This window comes from Flavobacterium sp., from assembly GCF_044376915.1.
In the GTDB taxonomy this organism is placed as follows: domain Bacteria; phylum Bacteroidota; class Bacteroidia; order Flavobacteriales; family Flavobacteriaceae; genus Flavobacterium.
The window spans coordinates 1-19,230 of the sequence record NZ_JBILKB010000150.1; the positions used below are offsets into that span (position 1 = coordinate 1).

Annotated in this window: 10 protein-coding genes; 4 read left to right on the top strand and 6 right to left on the bottom strand. The window is 37.5% G+C overall.

The genetic code is table 11. The features are described from left to right. The 3 genes from ACIQ6Z_RS09975 to ACIQ6Z_RS09985 form a co-directional block, all read left to right on the top strand. Positions 1–1,820: T9SS type B sorting domain-containing protein (locus tag ACIQ6Z_RS09975; RefSeq protein WP_396210721.1), on the top strand; the 1,820-nt coding region annotated here is incomplete at its 5' end. Beyond that, entirely contained in the window at positions 1,820–2,578 is a 759-nt protein-coding gene (locus ACIQ6Z_RS09980; protein WP_396210722.1) for an enoyl-CoA hydratase/isomerase family protein, read from the top strand. The genes ACIQ6Z_RS09975 and ACIQ6Z_RS09980, both read left to right, overlap by 1 nt. A gap of 187 nt (positions 2,579–2,765) precedes the next feature. After that, a complete protein-coding gene (locus ACIQ6Z_RS09985) occupies positions 2,766–3,218 on the top strand; it encodes a 6-pyruvoyl trahydropterin synthase family protein (protein WP_396210723.1) in 453 nt (150 codons plus the stop codon). Between the two features lie 49 nt (positions 3,219–3,267). Here the strand turns inward: ACIQ6Z_RS09985 and ACIQ6Z_RS09990 are convergent, their stop codons facing one another. The 5 genes from ACIQ6Z_RS09990 to ACIQ6Z_RS10010 all read right to left on the bottom strand — a co-directional run bounded on the left by ACIQ6Z_RS09990 (position 3,268) and on the right by ACIQ6Z_RS10010 (position 17,555). Then, a complete protein-coding gene (locus tag ACIQ6Z_RS09990; protein ID WP_396210724.1) occupies positions 3,268–5,130 on the bottom strand; it encodes an OmpA family protein in 1,863 nt (620 codons plus the stop codon). Between the two features lie 18 nt (positions 5,131–5,148). Then, positions 5,149–6,069, bottom strand: coding sequence for a type IX secretion system membrane protein PorP/SprF (locus ACIQ6Z_RS09995; RefSeq protein WP_396210725.1), 921 nt, complete (start codon positions 6,067–6,069; stop codon positions 5,149–5,151). Positions 6,070–6,107: 38 nt separating this feature from the next. Beyond that, complete coding sequence (locus ACIQ6Z_RS10000; RefSeq protein WP_396210726.1) at positions 6,108–8,474, bottom strand: gliding motility-associated C-terminal domain-containing protein; 2,367 nt, start codon at positions 8,472–8,474, stop codon at positions 6,108–6,110. 6 nt (positions 8,475–8,480) lie between these two features. Continuing rightward, the gene (locus tag ACIQ6Z_RS10005) at positions 8,481–8,891 is read right to left on the bottom strand and encodes a hypothetical protein (protein ID WP_396210727.1); all 411 of its coding nucleotides are present in this window, start codon (positions 8,889–8,891) and stop codon (positions 8,481–8,483) included. A gap of 75 nt (positions 8,892–8,966) precedes the next feature. Next, positions 8,967–17,555, bottom strand: coding sequence for a PKD-like domain-containing protein (locus tag ACIQ6Z_RS10010; RefSeq protein WP_396210728.1), 8,589 nt, complete (start codon positions 17,553–17,555; stop codon positions 8,967–8,969). A gap of 161 nt (positions 17,556–17,716) precedes the next feature. Here ACIQ6Z_RS10010 and ACIQ6Z_RS10015 point away from each other — a divergent pair, with 161 nt between their 5' ends. Continuing rightward, positions 17,717–18,469, top strand: a complete 753-nt coding sequence (locus tag ACIQ6Z_RS10015; protein WP_396210729.1) for a UDP-2,3-diacylglucosamine diphosphatase — start codon at positions 17,717–17,719, stop codon at positions 18,467–18,469. On the opposite strand, the gene ACIQ6Z_RS10020 is transcribed toward ACIQ6Z_RS10015, so the two are convergent. Then, a partial coding sequence (locus tag ACIQ6Z_RS10020; protein WP_396210730.1) for an MFS transporter occupies positions 18,466–19,230 on the bottom strand: 765 nt, incomplete at its 5' end. The genes ACIQ6Z_RS10015 and ACIQ6Z_RS10020 overlap by 4 nt on opposite strands.

Consider the following 19,230-nt stretch of genomic DNA (forward strand, 5'->3'; position numbering starts at 1 on the left):
GCTATACCTATACCGTGGCTTCTAGTGATGCAACAAACGTTCCAGCGGCAAGTCCGAGAACAACAGCTTCAGCAACAAATATTACGGATGTGTATACCAACACCACAACTGCTCCCGTAATTATAACGTATACTATTACACCTATCGGATCGAATGGTTGTTCGGGAAATACATTTACATTAGCGGCTACTATTCATCCAAATCCTGTTGTTTTACCCATCACAAATTTTGAATTGTGCGATGACACAACAGATGGAGACGACACAAATGGAATTGTTAATTTTAATTTAACGCTGAAAAACGCTGAAATTTTAGGGACACAAACCGGTATTAACATCACGTATCATACCGATCAAAATGATGCGCTTTTAGGACAAAATGCTATTACAAGTATTATTACGACTAATCGAACAATTTATGTACGATTGACCAATTCAACTACGGGGTGTTTTTCAACTACTTTATTTAATTTAGTTGTCAATCCTCTACCTGTTGTGGATTCAAGTGTTGAACTTAAACAATGTGATGTAGATACAGATGCCATTACCAACTTTAATTTAACGCAAGCTAATTTAAGAATTTCAACCGATACCAGTCTTAGTTTTACCTATCACAATAGCATAACTGGAGCAGAAAACAATTCGGATTTTGTTGCTAACGAAATTGTTCACACAGCTGCAAATGGCGATAAAGTTTGGGCGCGAATTACCAATACATTTGGTTGTTCAAGAACTGCGGAAGTTAATCTTGTAGTATCTGCAACCACGATACCTCCGTCGTATACCTATACAATTAATGCCTGTGATGATTACCTAAATACTTCAGATCCCGACGGTGATGGTATTGATTATTTTGATTTGACGTTAATTGAACCGTTATTAACAGCTCAATTTCCAGTAGGACAATCGTATACGTATAGTTATTATTTTGATGAAGCCGATGCTATTTCTGAGCAAAATGCTATTACAAACCGCACAAACTTTAGAAACACCAATCCTTTCAATCAATCCATTTGGGTACGAATTGAGAGTAATCTCTACGATTGTGCAGGATTAGGCCCATATTTAAGATTGATTGTAAATCCTTTACCTGATTTTGATTTAGGACAAGATCTTATTTTGTGTGTTGATCCAGTAACCGGTTCAGGTTCGCAAATCCTCAATGCTATCCCAACAACTCCCGGCGCATACTCCTATCAATGGACACCGACAAACCCAAGTGGAAATAGTGGATTGTATACAATTACTACAGCAGGAACCTATTCTGTAATTGTAACCAATACCATAACTGGATGTCAATCTTCAGATTCCATTTCATTCACAACCTCTTCTGGTCCTGCGACAATAGTTGCAGTACTAACAACCGAGGCTTTTTCTAGTGGATTGTCTACAATTGAAGCCGTTGTAACTGGTGGTTTTGGAATATATGAATACAGTCTTGATGGTGTCGATTGGCAATCAAGTCCTGTTTTCTCGGGTTTAGAAAATGGGAGTTATACCATTTACGTAAGAGATATACAAGGTTGTGATTTACTCCCTTCGGAGCCCATACAAACTATTACATATCCAAATTATTTTACACCAAATGATGACGGATATAATGATGCTTGGATTATTCGATTACCTGTAAATTATGAAGCGCTAATAAGTATATATGATCGCTATGGCAAATTAATCAAGCAAATTAGCTCCTTTGGAGAAGGTTGGGATGGTACATATAATGGCAACCCAATGCCTTCAACAGATTATTGGTTTAAAGTAGAGTATACAGAAAATAATATCCGGAAAGAATTTAAATCACATTTTAGTTTAAAAAGATAATGATAACAACTGGTTCTATTTCAACTGTTATTGAAAATAATGTAGCGACAATTACATTTTACCACCCGGCAAGTAATTCTTTCCCCAGCAAATTGTTACAACAATTAACGGATGAGTTACATTTGCTGAGTAAAAATACAAACATAGCGCTCATCATTCTAAAAAGCGAAGGAGCCTCAACATTTTGTGCAGGGGCTTCCTTTGAAGAATTACTAGCCATTAAAACCCAAGAGAAAGGAACCCAATTTTTTAGTGGATTTGCGAATGTTATTAACGCGATGAGAACGTGTCCTAAGTTAATTATTGGTCGAATTCATGGTAAAGCTGTTGGAGGCGGAGTTGGATTAGCTGCTGCTTGTGACTATTGCTTTGCAATGGATTCTAGCGATATTCGATTATCTGAAATAGCTGTAGGCATTGGTCCTTTCGTAATTGAACCAGCTGTTAGTCGTAAAATAGGGAAAACGGCTTTTACAGAAATGACATTAAATCCAATGGAATGGAAATCGGCACAATGGGCACTAGAAAACAAGTTATTTACTGAGGTGTTTTCTACTAGTGATTCACTAGATAAAAGGTTGTTAGCGTTTGTATCCGAATTATCTGCTTATAATCCACTCGCTTTAGAAGCCATTAAAAAAGTGCTGTGGGAAGGAACAGAGACCTGGGACAAATTACTTAATGAAAGAGCTGCCATTTCTGGGGCATTAGTATTGTCTACTGCTACAAAAAGCGCATTACAAAAATTTAAAAAATGACAGTAGTCTTCTATACTGCACAACCTTTACCCGTCGAAATGAAACTCAAAGCTACACGCGATGAAAAACACCAAATTGGTATTTTATTGGATCCTTTATTCCGTAAGTTGTTTTAGAAGGTGTTGCCATTTATTCATGTTATTGGTCAAAATAAAAAAGAAAAATAAGTTAATTAATCCAAAACGTAATGTCAAATATTAGAATTACCAAACAATTTAGCTTTGAAACCGGTCATGCCTTGTATGGATATGACGGTAAGTGCAAAAATGTACACGGTCATAGTTACAAGCTTTCTGTAACGGTTATTGGATCGCCTATTTCCGACACAAACCATGTAAAATATGGTATGGTGATTGATTTTGGAGATTTAAAAAAAATTGTAAAAGAACAAATTGTGGATGTTTTTGATCATGCTACTGTATTTAATAAAAACACTCCACATGTAGAATTAGCTCATGAATTAAAAAATAGAGGGCATCATGTTATTCTTGTAGATTATCAACCTACCAGTGAAAATATGGTAATTGATTTTTCACATAAAATAAAAAATTTATTGCCCGAGAACACTAAATTGCATTCCTTGCGTTTACAAGAAACGGATTCATCTTTTGCGGAATGGTTTGCTTCGGACAATGAATAAAAAAAGGCTTGCGATTGCAAGCCTTTTTTTATATCCAACTATTCATTCTTTATTTTTTTACAATTAAGAATTCACTTCTTCTGTTTTGTGCGAATTGTTCTTCTGTACACTCATCACAAGTTACTTTAGGCTCACTTTCTCCAAAACCTTGTCCAGAAATTCTATCCTTTGCAATCCCTTTTGAAATTAAATATTGAACCGTTGCTTTGGCTCTTCGGTCTGATAAATTCAAATTGTATTTATCACTACCTCTATTATCCGTATGTGATTTGGCAAAAATTACCATTGCAGGATACTCTTTCATCACTTGAACTAACTTATCCAACTCAGCAGCACCTTCTTTCGTGATATTACTTTTGTCATACACAAAATAAATAGGCTGAAGAATAACTTCAGTTTCTGTAATAATTGGCATAATAGGCTCTAAGAAAGCTTCTACTGTCACTTCGCCTCCATCCGTTTTAGCCACACCAAAAACACCACTTTCATATCCTTGTTTAGATACTTGGAAAGCATAAGCAGTATTACAGGCTACACCAAAAGAAGTTTTACCCTCTGAATTTGTGGATTGATTTCCAACTGTTTTGTCTTTAGCATCTACTAAAACTACAGCTGCTGATTCTAATACAACACGAGTTTTAGCATCTTTAACTACAGCAATAGCTTGCACACCACAAACAGGATCGGCTTTATAAATGTCGTCATTACCGCTTCTATTACTAGCAAAAAACCCTACTTTTTTAGTTGTATTGTATGTAAAAGCAAAATCGTCTTTTTCAGTATTAACTGGAGCGCCAATATTGATTACATCGGTTCCCTTTGCTAAGTCAATTCTAAACACATCCAATCCTCCAAATCCAGCATTTCCATTCGATGAAAAATAAAGTACATTTGTATCTGTAATGTAAGGAAAACTTTCGTTAGCTGCGGTATTGATTTTAGAACCTAAGTTTTCGGGAGTTCCATACGTATCATTATCAATGGTAACTTTCCATAAATCTTCTCCACCAAATCCACCAGGCATATTAGAAGAAAAATACAAAGTTTTTCCGTCTTTGCTAACACTAGGATTTCTAACGTCATATGCTGCATCGTTAAAAGGTAATGGTTTCTTATTGGTCCATTGACCATTTTCAAAAGTTGCTTTATACAAATAGATTTTACCAAATTTTGACTTTTTTGTTTTGTCTTTGATGAATTCTTTTTCATTAAAACTTTCGCTACCGAAGTACATAGTTTTTCCGTCTGCAGTAACACACGCTGGGCCATCATGCCACTTGGTATTCAAATTTGAAATAGCCACAGCTTCACTAATAGTCCCATTGGCATTATAAATTGCTTTGTACAAATCCAAATAAGGTTCTTCCCAGTTGCTATTGCGACGGGAAGTATTTCTAGCACTTGAAAAATATACCGAATTATCATTGGTCAATACAGCTCCAAAATCGGTCTTATCGCTACTAATATCTGATTTTACAACTTCAAACAACTTCGTTTGTCCTTTTAATGCTGGCAAATAATTGGGATTATTTGAAAATGCTTTGGCACGGGAATCATTTGGAGCAAGTGCTGCAAACTGTTTCATTTGTTTATCCGATTCTAGATAATTCCCATCCGATTTTAGCATTTGTGCATATTTATAATACGTCTCAGCATCTTGCTTTTGTGCAATTGCCTTTGCATACCACTTGATAGCTGCTTTGGTATTAAAAATAGCATAATAACAATCGGCTAATTGTTTATACACATAAACATCAGCTTTACCACTTTGTTCTAATTTTAAGTATTCTTGCACCGCATCTACATACTCATATCGATCGAATAATTTATCTGCAATTTTGGTGTCTTTGTTTTGCGCACTAAGTAAACCACTCGCGATCACAAAACTAAAAGTTAAATATATATTTTTCATGTCGTTTTGGCTATTAGGTTAAAAAAATCGGGGTGAACTTGATACTTTTTTCGGGAAATTCAAATCAAACAACAAAATAAGCTCGTGAGAAGAAGGTGTTGTTACATTTAAATCAGAGACAATGTGGTCATAAGCATATCCTAATTTGACATTTGGAGAAATTGCATAATTAAACATGGCACCAAAACTGTCTTGTAAACGATACGTTAGACCCGCTTCAAATTTTTGATTGAATAATACGTTAGTTGATAAATCAAATGAAGCTGGTGCTTCAAAGGCTGATTTAACCATGAAAAAAGGTTTTAATTTTATATTTTCATTGATGTCAAAAACATACCCCCCCGTTAAGAAATAATGGGAAGCCTCTGAACCAAACTCACGTCCATTAAAATCCAAATGTTTAGATTTCATCATATTTGGAACCGACAATGCCACATAGTATTTATTTGTATAATAGAAAAATCCGGTCCCTAAATTAAAATAACTATTATTTGTATCTTGTGCAAAAGCCGGGTCATTAGGATCGGGTAATGTATTATAAATATCACTGTATAAGCCCACTTTATGAAGAGTTAAACCGGCTTTAATACCAAAGGCCAATTTATGTTCCCCGCCTAAATTTAATGTATATGAAAAATCTCCATAAATATTATTTTCTTCAACTGGACCAATGTTATCCTTAATTACAGACAATCCCATCCCAACATTCTTACCAATTGGAGAGTGTCCAGATAAAGTCATAGTAGTTGGAGCATCTTCAATTTCAACCCATTGTTTACGATATAACATTCCAATAGATAAGTTCTCTTTGCTTCCTGCATATGCTGGATTGATCACATTCATATTATACATATATTGGGTATAATGTGGATCTTGTTGCGCTTGTGAATCTAGGCACGTAAATACTACTAGAATAGCTACTAAATATAGTTTTTTCATTTTTTTTCAGTTTAATAATGACTCTTATAAATCATTTATTATTGTTCTCTATTAATGTAAATCCAACCTGTAATTGTCTCTTTATCTGTAAAATTAATTACATAGTAATAGGTGCCATCGGGGAGTTCATTACCATTATTTGATTGACCATACCATTCATCTTGATAATTATTTTTACTATACACAATAGTACCGTATCGATTAAATATTTCCATTTTACTTACATTATAACCCGCTAAATCGAAATTATCATTTAATCCATCTCCATTAGGTGAAATTCCTTTTTGAATAGCACAAGCTTTAACGATTACCTCCATAGTAGCTGGTTCGGCACATTCTGTAGGAGCTGGAGTAAACGTATAGGTAAATGTTCCCAATTGAGAAGTGTTAATTATTGAGGGATTCCAAGTCCCTACAATTCCTTGTATAGATTGTGTAGGCAGTACATTATTCGAAGAATTTAAACACAATTCCGGCATTGGATTAAATGTTGTTATTTCCAACGGATCAATAGTTACTTGAACAACACCAGGGGCTGCACACTGACCATTAGTTGGTGTAAAAGTATAAGTAAAGGTGCCTGCAACAGCTGTATTAATTGTTGCTGGCGACCAAGAACCGGTATAATTTTGTGTTGAAGTGTTTGGAAGTGCAGGAGGATTGGCTCCAATACACAAATTAGGTATCTGATTAAAAGTTGAAACTATTGGTTGAGTTACTGTAACAGTACTCGCTACAGAAACAACTCTTGAACAGCCATTAACAGAAACTAAAGTAACCGTTAATTGTTGGTTTGTAGTTGCGTTTGAACTTGTTACAGTTTGTGTTCCAGTACTAGATAAAATCACAGTTGATGAAGCTCCTCCGTTAATTGAATAAGTTACAGTAGCATTAGGTGTTCCCGTAATAGTAAAGACAGCATTTGAACCTGTACATATTGTAGTATTTGAAGTTACAGAAGTTACATTTGGAAGATCTGTTACCGTAATTGTACCTTGTAAAGTTAAATTGGTAGTACATCCAATTGAGGCAACTGTATAATTAAATACCCCAGCTTGTGATGGTGTACCGCTAATTGTAATTATTCCTGCTCCAATTGCTGCTGTTACTCCTGTAGGTAAGCCCGTAACATTTGCTGCAGTAGCTTCGCCACCATAGCTATACGCAATATTTTGGATTGGTGTGTTCAAACAAACCGTTTGGCTAGTTGTAGGGGTTGCAGAAGTTAAATCCAATAGACAACTCGGTGGATTACACTGAATTACTAAATCAAAAAACTTACTAGAATCGGAACAAATAGCATTATCAAGATTTTCAACACGCACATAGATTGTAGTAGTGGTAGTAACTGTAAAACTTGTCGGATTTGTAATGAAATTGTTATTTCCTGCTAAACAATCGTCTTCATTTAAATAATAACGAATGGTATAATTTGAAGGAAGTGCAGGAAAAGTCAATGCTGCCTGATTTTCCGTTAAATTAAAGGTGTGGGAACATACCCCAACAGGTGCATCAAGATTAGTTGCACTATTCAAGACCGGTGGTGCATCAAAACGAATTTCGATATCATCTTCAGCCAGATCAGAACAACCAGGTCGTAATACCGAAACTTTCCATAATCCATCTTGGGTAACCGTTAAATTATTGACAGTTGTTGTAGTTTGTAAAACATAAGTTGTTCCATTATATAAATACCATGAATAAACCGGACTTCCCACAGCAGTAGGCGCCTGATTAAAATTGGCTACTAAATTAAGACTGGTAACGCTCGCGTCACAAAAAAGACGGTCAGGACCTAAATCTATTCCACATACAACATCACACGAAATTTGACCTGCTCCAGGAGCGGTTGCATTAGACTGATTGATTGTGTAGGTTCCCGGTTGACCACTAAAGTTAGTCACCAATAGTAAATATATTTGACCTACTTGAGCATTAGGAATATGAATCGTTTCATTGAATGTAGGAGAATAACTTGCATCTACTAAATTACAAGGTCCGGTATACGTTGACCCTGGGAAACCCGATAAACTGTTACAAATATTTCCTAAGTTGTTATTAGGAAAGGGTCCCCAAAGAGCAAAATCTACATCAATACCGTTATTTGAAGCATTAAACTGCTGTAAATTTAAGTTGATAGGTCCTGTTCTACCAATAGTATAATAAAACCAGGCAGGTCTTGGTGTAGATCCTAATGACCCATTATTTCCAAGACTTCCGCTTCCTCCACACCCAGTAATTGGACCATAACCCGCTTGATTTCCGCCAGCTGTTCCTGTATTGGTATTGTTATATGGACCTCCTTGTCCAGAACACATCGCTGATGCAGTTTCACAAGTTGTCGATTGAGAATAAGTCAAATTAAAACTTAAACATAAAAAAAGTATTCTAAAAAATAACTTCATAATTATTTATTTTACAAATGAAAAATAGAACCAATCAGATACAGCCGTAACTGAAGTTTTTGAAACCAAACGCCACTTGAAGCATTTAGCCATTAAATCTAAGTGATTAAGTTGAGTATTTCCTGATAAAGAAAAATTTTCTTTCGTTAATACAGAAAATTGATCTTTGAATTCAGATGCTTGTTCTCCATTAAAGCAGTCTAGTATGGTTACTACTTCTATTGACAAATCAGCATTATTTAATTCCAGTCCATTAAAATTCCAAGAAATGGAGGCGTTTTGAACAAATTTGAAATTAGTGTCTTGTACATTTTCTACTTTAATTTTTTTCAATAAAGGAGAAGTGTTTTCTATCTTGTTCTGAGCATAACTAGAATTTACAAAATAAAAAATGGCTAATAAGAAGATTTTTTTCATTTAAAAATTTATAATTTAATTAATTTAAAATCAAAGTTTAAACTCGTTTAGAAACAGCAAACGAGTATAAACTTTTTATCGTTTCAACGAAAAATGTGCTTTAAATTGTTTTGCAGCACCATTTTCGGTGTAATCTAAGGTAAACCAATAATCGGTAGATGGTAATACCGAATTATTATAAGTTCCATCCCATCCTTCACTACTTAGTGACGGTACGATTTGTTTGATCAACTTACCATATCGATCAAAGATAAACAGTTTTGCATCGGGTTGGTTTAAACCTGTAATGTTCCACGTATCATGTTGACCGTCTCCATTTGGAGTGAAATATCTTGGATAGTCAATGATCAATACTTCTTGTGTTAGATACGTACATCCTTGTGTGTCAACTACCGTAATGATGTGTGGTCCACCGCTTACGCCGGTAAACACATTGGATTCTTGCAACATACCCGCATCCAATTGATACAATAAACTACCGTTGCCGCCGGCTACGGTTACAGTAAGTGTGGCATTGTCACTAAAGTAATCGCTTTGAGTTACTGTTAGACTGGTAGCTGGATTGGTAGCCGTCACAACTGCACTGGCTATGTTGGAAACACAATTCGTGGTGCTGTTTGTAGCTACAACTGTATAGGTTCCCACTTCTGAAGCACTATACGTTGCTTGAGTAGCATTTGGAATCGTATCGCCTTCAAAGGTCCACACGAAATCATAATTGGCATTGTCTAATCCCGAATCCAACAAATACGTTTGGAACGGAATTCCCGCTGCATCCACACAAATGGTACCATCGGTTAAAGAAACAAATGGTAGCGGATTCACATAAACACGCACAGTAATCGGTGTTCCTGCACAAGCGGACAATACCGGTGTAATGATATAATCTACATAACCTCTTACATTACCAGTAGTGGTTAATGTTTGTGCTATATTTATTGATAAACCAGTAGCTGTTCCTGCGCTCGCTCCTGTAACACCATTCGGTTCTACTACCCAGTTGAATACTGTGGCTGCATTGAAAGTAAAAACCGTAATATTAGTAGGCTCCACTCCACTACATAGATCACGATGTGATGTGCTTCCAAATATTGCAGGAACCGGATTTACAGTAACTGTTATTCGTTGTGGAGTTCCTGTACAGCCGTTTAAACTTGGCGTTACTTCATAGACTACAGTTCCCTGGGATAAGCCGGTGGTCGTTAAGGTTTGATTGATGGCATTACCCGTTCCGTTTAACGCCCCGCTTACGCCCACGCTACTTAATACATTCCATGTGAATACCGTATTGTTTATGGCTCCTGAAAATGAAATGCTTGTCGCTTGACCCGAACAAATCGTTTGAGTTGATGGACTAACCACTACATTTGGAATAGGATTTACTGTAACCACAACGGTTACCGGTGCGCCTAAACAACCATTAGCTTCTGCTACAATAGTATAAGTTACTTGACCTGCTGCTACTTGACCTGCATTCAATGTTAGTGTTTGGTTGATGCTTGTCGCTCCCGATCCAGTAACCGATCCAGACTGTCCAGTAACACTTGTGCCTGTAGCTGTCCAATAAAATTCTGAACCTGGAACATTACTTACTAGATTAATATTGGTGGTCCCACCCGAACAAAAACTCTGCGTAGTAACACTTGGCGTAACTACGGGTAGTGGATGCACCACAATGGTCATCGTCGTATTCAAAGCACATTGACCCGCATTGGGGATAAATTGATATGTAACGTCGTTGGCAGTCGATGAAACTAAATTCCAGACCCCTACAATACCATTGGTAGAAGTAGTTGGTATATTAATCGTCGCACCTTGACAAACCGGAACAACCTGATTGAATAGTGGTAATATTCCACTCGTTACCTCAATAGTTCCTGATAAATTAGGAGCTCCACAAGCATTTCCAGTTGCTGTAATTGTATAATTAAAAATAGCTGCCGAAGTAGTAGTTGGAGTACCGCTAATGGTTACAATATTACCATTAACTGTAGAAGTTACGCCATTTGGTAATCCGGTGATGGTAACTCCGGTCGAATTTGCACCAAAAGTATATTGAATTGGAGTAATTGGTGCGTTCACACAAATAATTTGATTGGTACTACTTACGGAAGAACTTAGTATTATTGTTGGAGTAGGATTCACAGTTATTGTAAAACTAGTGGAAGCTCCCAAACAATTCACAGATCCATCAACAAAAGTTGGGGTTACTGTAATTGTAGCAACAATAGGTGAATCTGTTGAATTTATAGCCGTAAAGCTTGGGATAGTACTTGATGATCCTGAAGCAGACAAACCAATACTTGGAGTATCATTGGTCCAAGTATACGTAGTAGTTCCTGTATTGGATGACGAAAAAGTTACTAATGTTGTCGCATCTCCCGGACAAACAACTTGATTCGCAATTGCATCAACTTGTCCTAATGGATTAACTGTAATATCTACATTAACCGGTGTGCCTGGACATAATCCTATGTAAGGCGTAACTACATATCGAATCACTCCTACAGATGTACCTGTATTTTGTAAGATCTGAGAAATAGCTGTTAATGTCCCTGTATTGTCTGATGAAAAACCTGTAATTGTACCCGCAGTAGGTATCGTTACTATCGTAGCCGTCCAGTTAAAAGTAACTGGTACTGTTCCAGTTGTTGGCGAACTTAATGCAATGGATGCTGTCGATCCTGTACAAATAAAGTTACTAACCGGTGTTGCAACGACGGTTGCGATAGGATTAACCGTAACGGCAACCGTAAAGGTGTTTCCTGTACATCCATTCGAACCGATTGGTGTAACCGTATACGTAATAATTACTGGGGCAGTTGTCGAATTGGTATAAACATCTGTAATATTAGCAGCTGAAGCAATCGTTCTTGGACTTGCTGCTGGAACGCTAGTAGGGTTACTTGAAGCAACCGTATACGTATACGTATCTCCTATTCCTGAAATTAGTGCCGCTAAATCATAGTTTAAAGCTACATCACTACATGTAGCAACCGTTTGATTGGCCACTACTGGTTCTGGGTTCACCGCAACCGTAACAGTAAAGGTGTTTCCAGTACAACCGTTTGAACCGATTGGCGTAACGGTATAGGTAATAGTTACGGGTGCTGTTGTTGTATTGGTATAAAGATCCGTAATGTTAGCAGCAGAAGCTACTGTTCTCGGACTTGCTGCTGGAACGCTAGTAGGGTTACTTGAAGCAACCGTATACGTATACGTATCGCCTGTTCCTGAAATTAGTGCCGCTAAATCATAGTTTAAAGCTACATCACTACAGGTAGTAACGGTTTGGTTGGTCACCACCGGCTCAGGGTTCACCGTAACGGCAACAGCAAACGAATTTCCTGTACAACCATTCGAACCGATAGGTGTAACCGTATAGGTTATAATTACGGGAGCAGTTGTTGTATTGGTATAAAGATCCGTAATGTTAGCAGCAGAAGCTACTGTTCTCGGACTTGCTGCTGGAACGCTAGTAGGGTTACTTGAAGCAACCGTATACGTATACGTATCTCCTGTTCCTGAAATTAATGCCGCTAAATCATAGTTCAAAGCTACATCACTACAGGTTGCAACCGTTTGATTGGCCACTACTGGTTCTGGGTTCACCGTAACGGCAACCGTAAAGGTGTTTCCAGTACAACCATTTGAACCGATTGGTGTAACGGTATAGGTAATAGTTACGGGTGCTGTTGTTGTATTGGTATAAAGATCCGTAATGTTAGCAGCAGAAGCTACTGTTCTAGGACTTGCTGCTGGAACGCTAGTAGGGTTACTTGAAGCAACCGTATACGTATACATATCTCCTGTTCCTGAAATTAGTGCCGCTAAATCATAGTTCAAAGCTACATCACTACACGTAGCAACCGTTTGATTGGCCACTACTGGCTCTGGATTAACCGTAACGGCAACCGTAAAGGTGTTGCCTGTACATCCATTCGAACCGATTGGTGTAACGGTATAGGTAATAGTTACGGGTGCTGTTGTTGTATTGGTATAAAGATCCGTAATATTAGCAGCTGAAGCAGCCGTTCTCGGACTTGCTGCTGGAACGCTAGAAGCGTTACTAGAAGCGACAGTATACGTATACGTGTCTCCCGCTCCCGAGATTAATCCATCTAAACTATAGTTCAAGGCAACATCGCTACACGTTGCAGCCGTTTGATTGGCCACTACTGGCTCTGGGTTAACTGTAACCGTAACGGTAAAGGTGTTTCCTATACAACCATTTGAACCAGTTGGCGTAACCGTATAAGTAACCGTTTGAGCGGCAGTCGATGTATTAAATAATTGTTGGCTAATTGCCGTTTGATTACTTTGATTTGATTCACCTGTAACATTTGGATTATCAACAAAAGTCCAACTGTATGTGGTATTATTAGCTACAACATCAGAAGCTGTACCATTTATTGGCGTTACAGAAAAAGAGGCTCCAGAACAAATTGCAGCTGTTTTATTGGTAATTTGAGGCGTTGGGTTAACCGTAATCGTAAATGTTGTTGCAGTTCCAACACATGAAACACCTCCGCTAGTATAAGTAGGTACAACCGTAATTAATCCACTAATAGGAGCTGTTGTTGCATTTTGCGCCACAAAACTTGGAATTCCGGTAACTGCTCCTGCACTGCTTGCTGCTAAACCTATAGCTGGATTATCGTTTGTCCAAGTATAAGTAGTAGTTCCCGTTGCATTAGAAGTTGAAAAAACAACTGCACCTGTTCCAACACCTTGACAAATAGTCTGAGAAGTAATTGGATTTACCTGACCTAATGGATTGACAATAATGGTTCTTGTTAAAGAAATATTATCAATGTCTGTTCCCATTTGAATTTGCGATACTAATAAATTAACATCTGCAGTTGGAGCATTAACTGTAATAGTTCCTTGACCGGCTCCATCTAGTAATATAGTTTGTGTACTGCCTCCATTAATGGAATAAGTAACCGTTGTATTTGCAGATCCTAACACTGTAAATACCGCGTTTGATCCTAAACAAATATTTGATGCGTGCGTGATACTCGTGATAAATGGAAACGGAGGCGGTGTTACCGTAACCGTTGCTGGTAAATTTAATGGTGCATCACATCCAGGTATATTAACTAAATATTCTATTCCATCTAGATAAACATCTCCAGACAAATGAGTAATCATTATGATGTCTGTTGAATTTCCCATTGTAAATTGTATGCGTTGCAATTCGTTTAAATTTCCAGAATTAAAATTCAATGTAGCAATACCGTCTGAGATTCTAATACTTCCAGTAGGCGTATTTCTTGCGACACTTACTGTTATTATTGAGCCTACTGGCAACACATTAGCTAAACGAAGAATAACCAATGAATTGGCAGTATTTATTGTTGAACAGTTAGTAGTATTTGCAACTGATGCTGCAGGTGATATGGGTCCAATAGCATTAGCTGAATTTAAACCTCCTGTTGCGGCAATTACGTTTGCAGGAGTTGGAATTAGCTGAGTAATCAAAGTAGCTGTAACAGTTGTATTTACTGCTAAACTTGGAATTGTAACAGTTGCATTTCCTGAGGCATCTAAAATTACCTGTTGACTGGCACCTCCATTTACATTGTAAGTTACCATAGCATTCGGAGAACCTCCAGAAAAATAATAGGTACCATTTTGTCCCACATAAACTGAAAGAGGATTGGCTGTGTTTGCCGCTAAGGAAACACCAGGAGCTACATCAATACAAACTTGTTGTGAATACGTACAACCAAAATTATCTACAACATTGTACGTGTAACATTGATTACCAGACGCTGTTGGTGTAACTGTAATCGTTTGACCCGAAGTACTAACAATACTAGGATCAGGAGACCAAAACGTGTTTACAAAAGTTGGCGTAAAAGAGTAATCGGTAGGTAAAATAGAATTATCAAAATTAATACTCCAATTAAAAATATAACCGTTATCTGCTCCTAAATTGTCGGTTATAATTAACGACCAATTCCCGTTCAATTGACTGCCAACTAAATTAGTAAATGGCTGAACCGACATGTAGTTTCCGGCGTTAATTGAATTCCCATTTGGATTCCCACACTGAGAAGTTGCACCATTCACCAAGAATGTTGTTGCTGTAGGTGTAAAACAATAGGTTCTACCTGTTCCAGGACCGGCAGCTTCATCGGCTGCTCCAAAACCATCAATAGGACATCCCAAATAGGTTCCACCACCTCCACCACCAGTACCATTAAATGCTTTCAAAATAATTGATTGCCCATTTGGACTCAATAATCTAATTTCTAAATCTCCTAAATAAGAGTGCTCCATATCAATACAAACTGATGTAATTTGATTAGCAGCGGTAATGGTACTTCCAAAAGGAAAACAATCAACAGGAATAGAAGTTTGATAAGAAACGCCACTTCCATCGGGTAAAAAAGTAGTACCACTAACTGGTGGTGCACACTCTCTAACAAATTCTACAGGAGTTGCTACTCCAGTTATAGTGGTTGTTTGTCCTAAACAAATTTCATCATCGGCTGCCTCAGTACCTGTGAAAACAGGAGTAGTAGAAACGAATACTATTTGATCTAATCTATTACTATTTCTACACCCATTTGCATCTGTAATTGTAAGATTTACTATATAAATTCCAGGATTTGCAAATGCATGAGAAACATTTTGACCGTTTGCTGTAGTGCCATCATCAAAATTCCAAACATAAGTTGCACCTGTTCCACTAGCTGCAAAGGTTCCACTACCATTAAATTGTACTGTATCTCCTTGACAAATTCTGATAGTATCTTCCGATCCGGCAGCTGGCACTGTACTATTTAAAACCGATGTAATGGAAGGACATGGAGGACCACAAACTATAGTAGCGTCCCAACCAGCAGCATTTTGTGTCCCATTTGATACAAACGAAAAGGTCAAACATCCCGTTGAAGAAGTAGCTGTATAGGATGAAATAACATTTGTTCCAAAATAAGTACCCACAACCGTAGCGGTTGTTGAATCACCATCATATATAGTTAAGGCATCTCCAACACTACTCACTAAATTAAATGAATTGAAAAATACCGTTACGACATCACCTGTATTTGTGGGGCAAATTGTCCACGTTCTTGTTTCGTTATTACCATAATTACCATTTGGACCTCCTGTATCATAAAAATGATCCCCTGCACAATAATCTGGATTTGTGGTTGACGTTGAAAAAGTTGTAGACCACGGACCAACATCAGTTCCGGTAGCACAAATAGCTCGAACATAGAAATTATAGGCCGTTTGAGAATTTAATCCTGTATAGGTATGTGTGGTTGGATTGGTTGTCGTTTGACCCGTCATAGCAGCTGTTGGTGCTGGGGAGCCTACAGGTACGGCAATTACTTCCCATAGAGTAGCAGAAGGCGCATTATTTGTCCAACTTACGGTTACGCTTGTAGGTGATATTGCATTTGACGTGATATTGGTTGGTTTTCTACACGTTGGATAGGGCTGACATACTATATTAGAAGTCCACCCTGGATTATTTAATGACCCGTCGGAAACAAAACGAAATGTCAAACACCCAGAAGTGCCAGTTGCTTCAAATGGTCCAGGAATTGTAGTTCCCCAATATGCTCCTGGTATCAATACCGCCCCGTTTCCTGGGCCGTTTGCACTAGCAATTTGAGGAGAAGCGGTTGAATTTCCATCATAAACATAAAGTTTATCCCAATTTGCCTCTGTATTGAATGAGGTAAACGTAACCGTTACATACTCGCCAGGATTAGGTGGACAAATGGTTACTACATAATCTTCGCTATTGCTGTAATTGGCTCCAACACCTCCTGTATCCACAAAATTTCCTCCACAAGCAGGAGGCAATGCAGATGTTGTAAAATTACCCCTATTGGACCACGGACTTGGATTATCGGTATCACAAAGTGTTCTTACATAAAAGGTATATCCCGTTAATGACGTTAATGAAGAAATAGTAAAAGGATTTGTATTTGCAGTAACTACTGTTCCTGATCCAGGTGCAAAATTTCCTATTCCATATTCAATTTCCCAAGGTCCGGCAGGATTAAGTGTTGTCCATGATAAGCTTGCTGACGTTGCTAAAGGCGTTGCTGTAAGTGCAGTAGGAGTTAAACACTGTGAATCGACTTTAACATCATCAATCACCCAAATATCTCCACCCGCATTCTTTTTTACAAAAGCAATGAAAACGGCTTGTCCCACATAAGCTGGCAACAAAACAAATTTTTGTTCCCAAACCGGAGCTCCAGCAACTATAGGACATACAGTAGCCTCATTATACGTCTGAACTGTTGTAAAAGTAGCAGGATCTGTTTGTGAGGTAGTAGAAATTCTAACGGTATATTCTCCATTAAAATCAGCTTGCTGACCTTGCTTAGAATAAAAACGAACCTGACCATTAGCCGGAATTGTTACTTGTGGCGAAACCAACCAATGCAATGAATTGACTCCATTGGCAACACCTGTTTGCTGACTAATTCTAGCTAGTGCAGTTCCACGTGGTGTTTGTGTATTGGATCTGATCCAATTATTTGTGCCAATGTTGTTATTAAAAGTTTCCCAACCAGTAGCTGGAGGGGATGTATTTAATGCTATAGCTGCGTTTTCAAAACCTTCAGGAAATTGAGCATAACCTAAAAGAGTAAAGAATGACATGAAAAAAAGTAATAGTTTTTTCATTATTTTAATAATTATTTAAGATTTGATTAAGCATTCAAAGTTAACAAATTATCTTATTTGTAAAACATCTATCGATGAAATATAACATATATTCGATAAAGTGTATAATTTAACAAACTAAAAATTGTGTATTTTTGTAAAAACTTTCTAAAATTTTCATTTTGAAACCAAATTCAAAAATTTATTTTGCCTCTGACCAACACTTTGGCGCACCAACAGCTGCGGCTAGTTTTCCTAGGGAACAAAAGTTTGTAGCATGGCTTGATGAAATAAAAAAAGACGCAGATGCCATTTTTTTATTGGGCGATTTATTTGATTTTTGGTTCGAATATAAAACCGTTGTTCCTAAAGGTTTTGTAAGAGTTTTAGGCAAATTAGCCGAACTAAAAGATGCCGGAATTCCCGTCTATTTTTTTGTTGGAAATCACGACTTATGGATGGGCGATTATTTTGAAAAAGAATTGAATATTCCTGTGTACCATAACAACCAAGAATTTACCTTCAATGGAAAATCGTTTTTGATTGGCCACGGCGATGGAAAAGGCCCTGGAGACAAAGGCTACAAACGCATGAAAAAAATCTTTACAAACCCCTTTTCAAAATGGTTGTTTAACTGGTTACACCCTGATATTGGCGTAAAATTAGCACAGTATTTATCGGTAAAAAACAAGTTGATTTCTGGCGCAGAAGATGTGAAATTTTTAGGCAAAGACAACGAATGGTTGGTGCAATATTGTAATCGAAAATTAGCTACTAATCAGTATGATTTTTTTGTATTTGGACACCGCCATTTGCCGCTAGAAATTGAGCTGAATGCTACTTCAAAATATGTGAATTTGGGCGATTGGATTGGTTACTTTACCTATGGGGTTTTTGATGGAGAAACCATGAAATTGGAAACGTATACCCGTTAATTTTCTTCCAAATCTTTTTCGATATCCAGTGCGCTGAATTTTGGTGAAGCTACAGCAGTTACCGCCACAATCCCCAATGTCATCATGCCTCCAAAAACCACAGCTGGGACAACTCCCATTATTTTGGAAGCTAGGCCACTTTCAAACGCACCCAATTCATTAGAAGAACCTACAAAAATTGAATTTACCGACGAAACGCGTCCACGCATGTGATCGGGTGTGTAAATTTGAAGAATGGTTTGTCGAATTACTACTGAAATACCATCGGTAACACCACTCAAAAACAAGGCTACAACAGACAACCAGAAATAAGTCGACAAGCCAAAAACGATGATACAAATTCCAAATCCAAAAACAGCCAACAATAGTTTTTTACCCGCTTTTTGATGCAATGGAATGTATGTAGCCAATAGCATGGTAAGTAATCCACCTATAGCGGGTGCCGCTCTCAAAATTCCAAATCCTTCCGATCCCACTTTTAAAATGTCTTGAGCAAAAATGGGCAACAAGGCCACAGCACCTCCAAATAAAACAGCAAACATATCCAAAGATATTGCATTTAATATGGGCTTGGAATGCCAAACAAACGAAATACCTTCTTTCAAACTTTTTAATATGGGTTCGCCAATTTTCGGATTTACTATTGGTTTTCGTTCGATTCGCGAAAGCACAAACAAGGCCATCAATACACAAAAAACCACAAACACCAGGGACCAAAAAACACCTACCCAACCAATTGAAAATCCGGCCAATGCAGGACC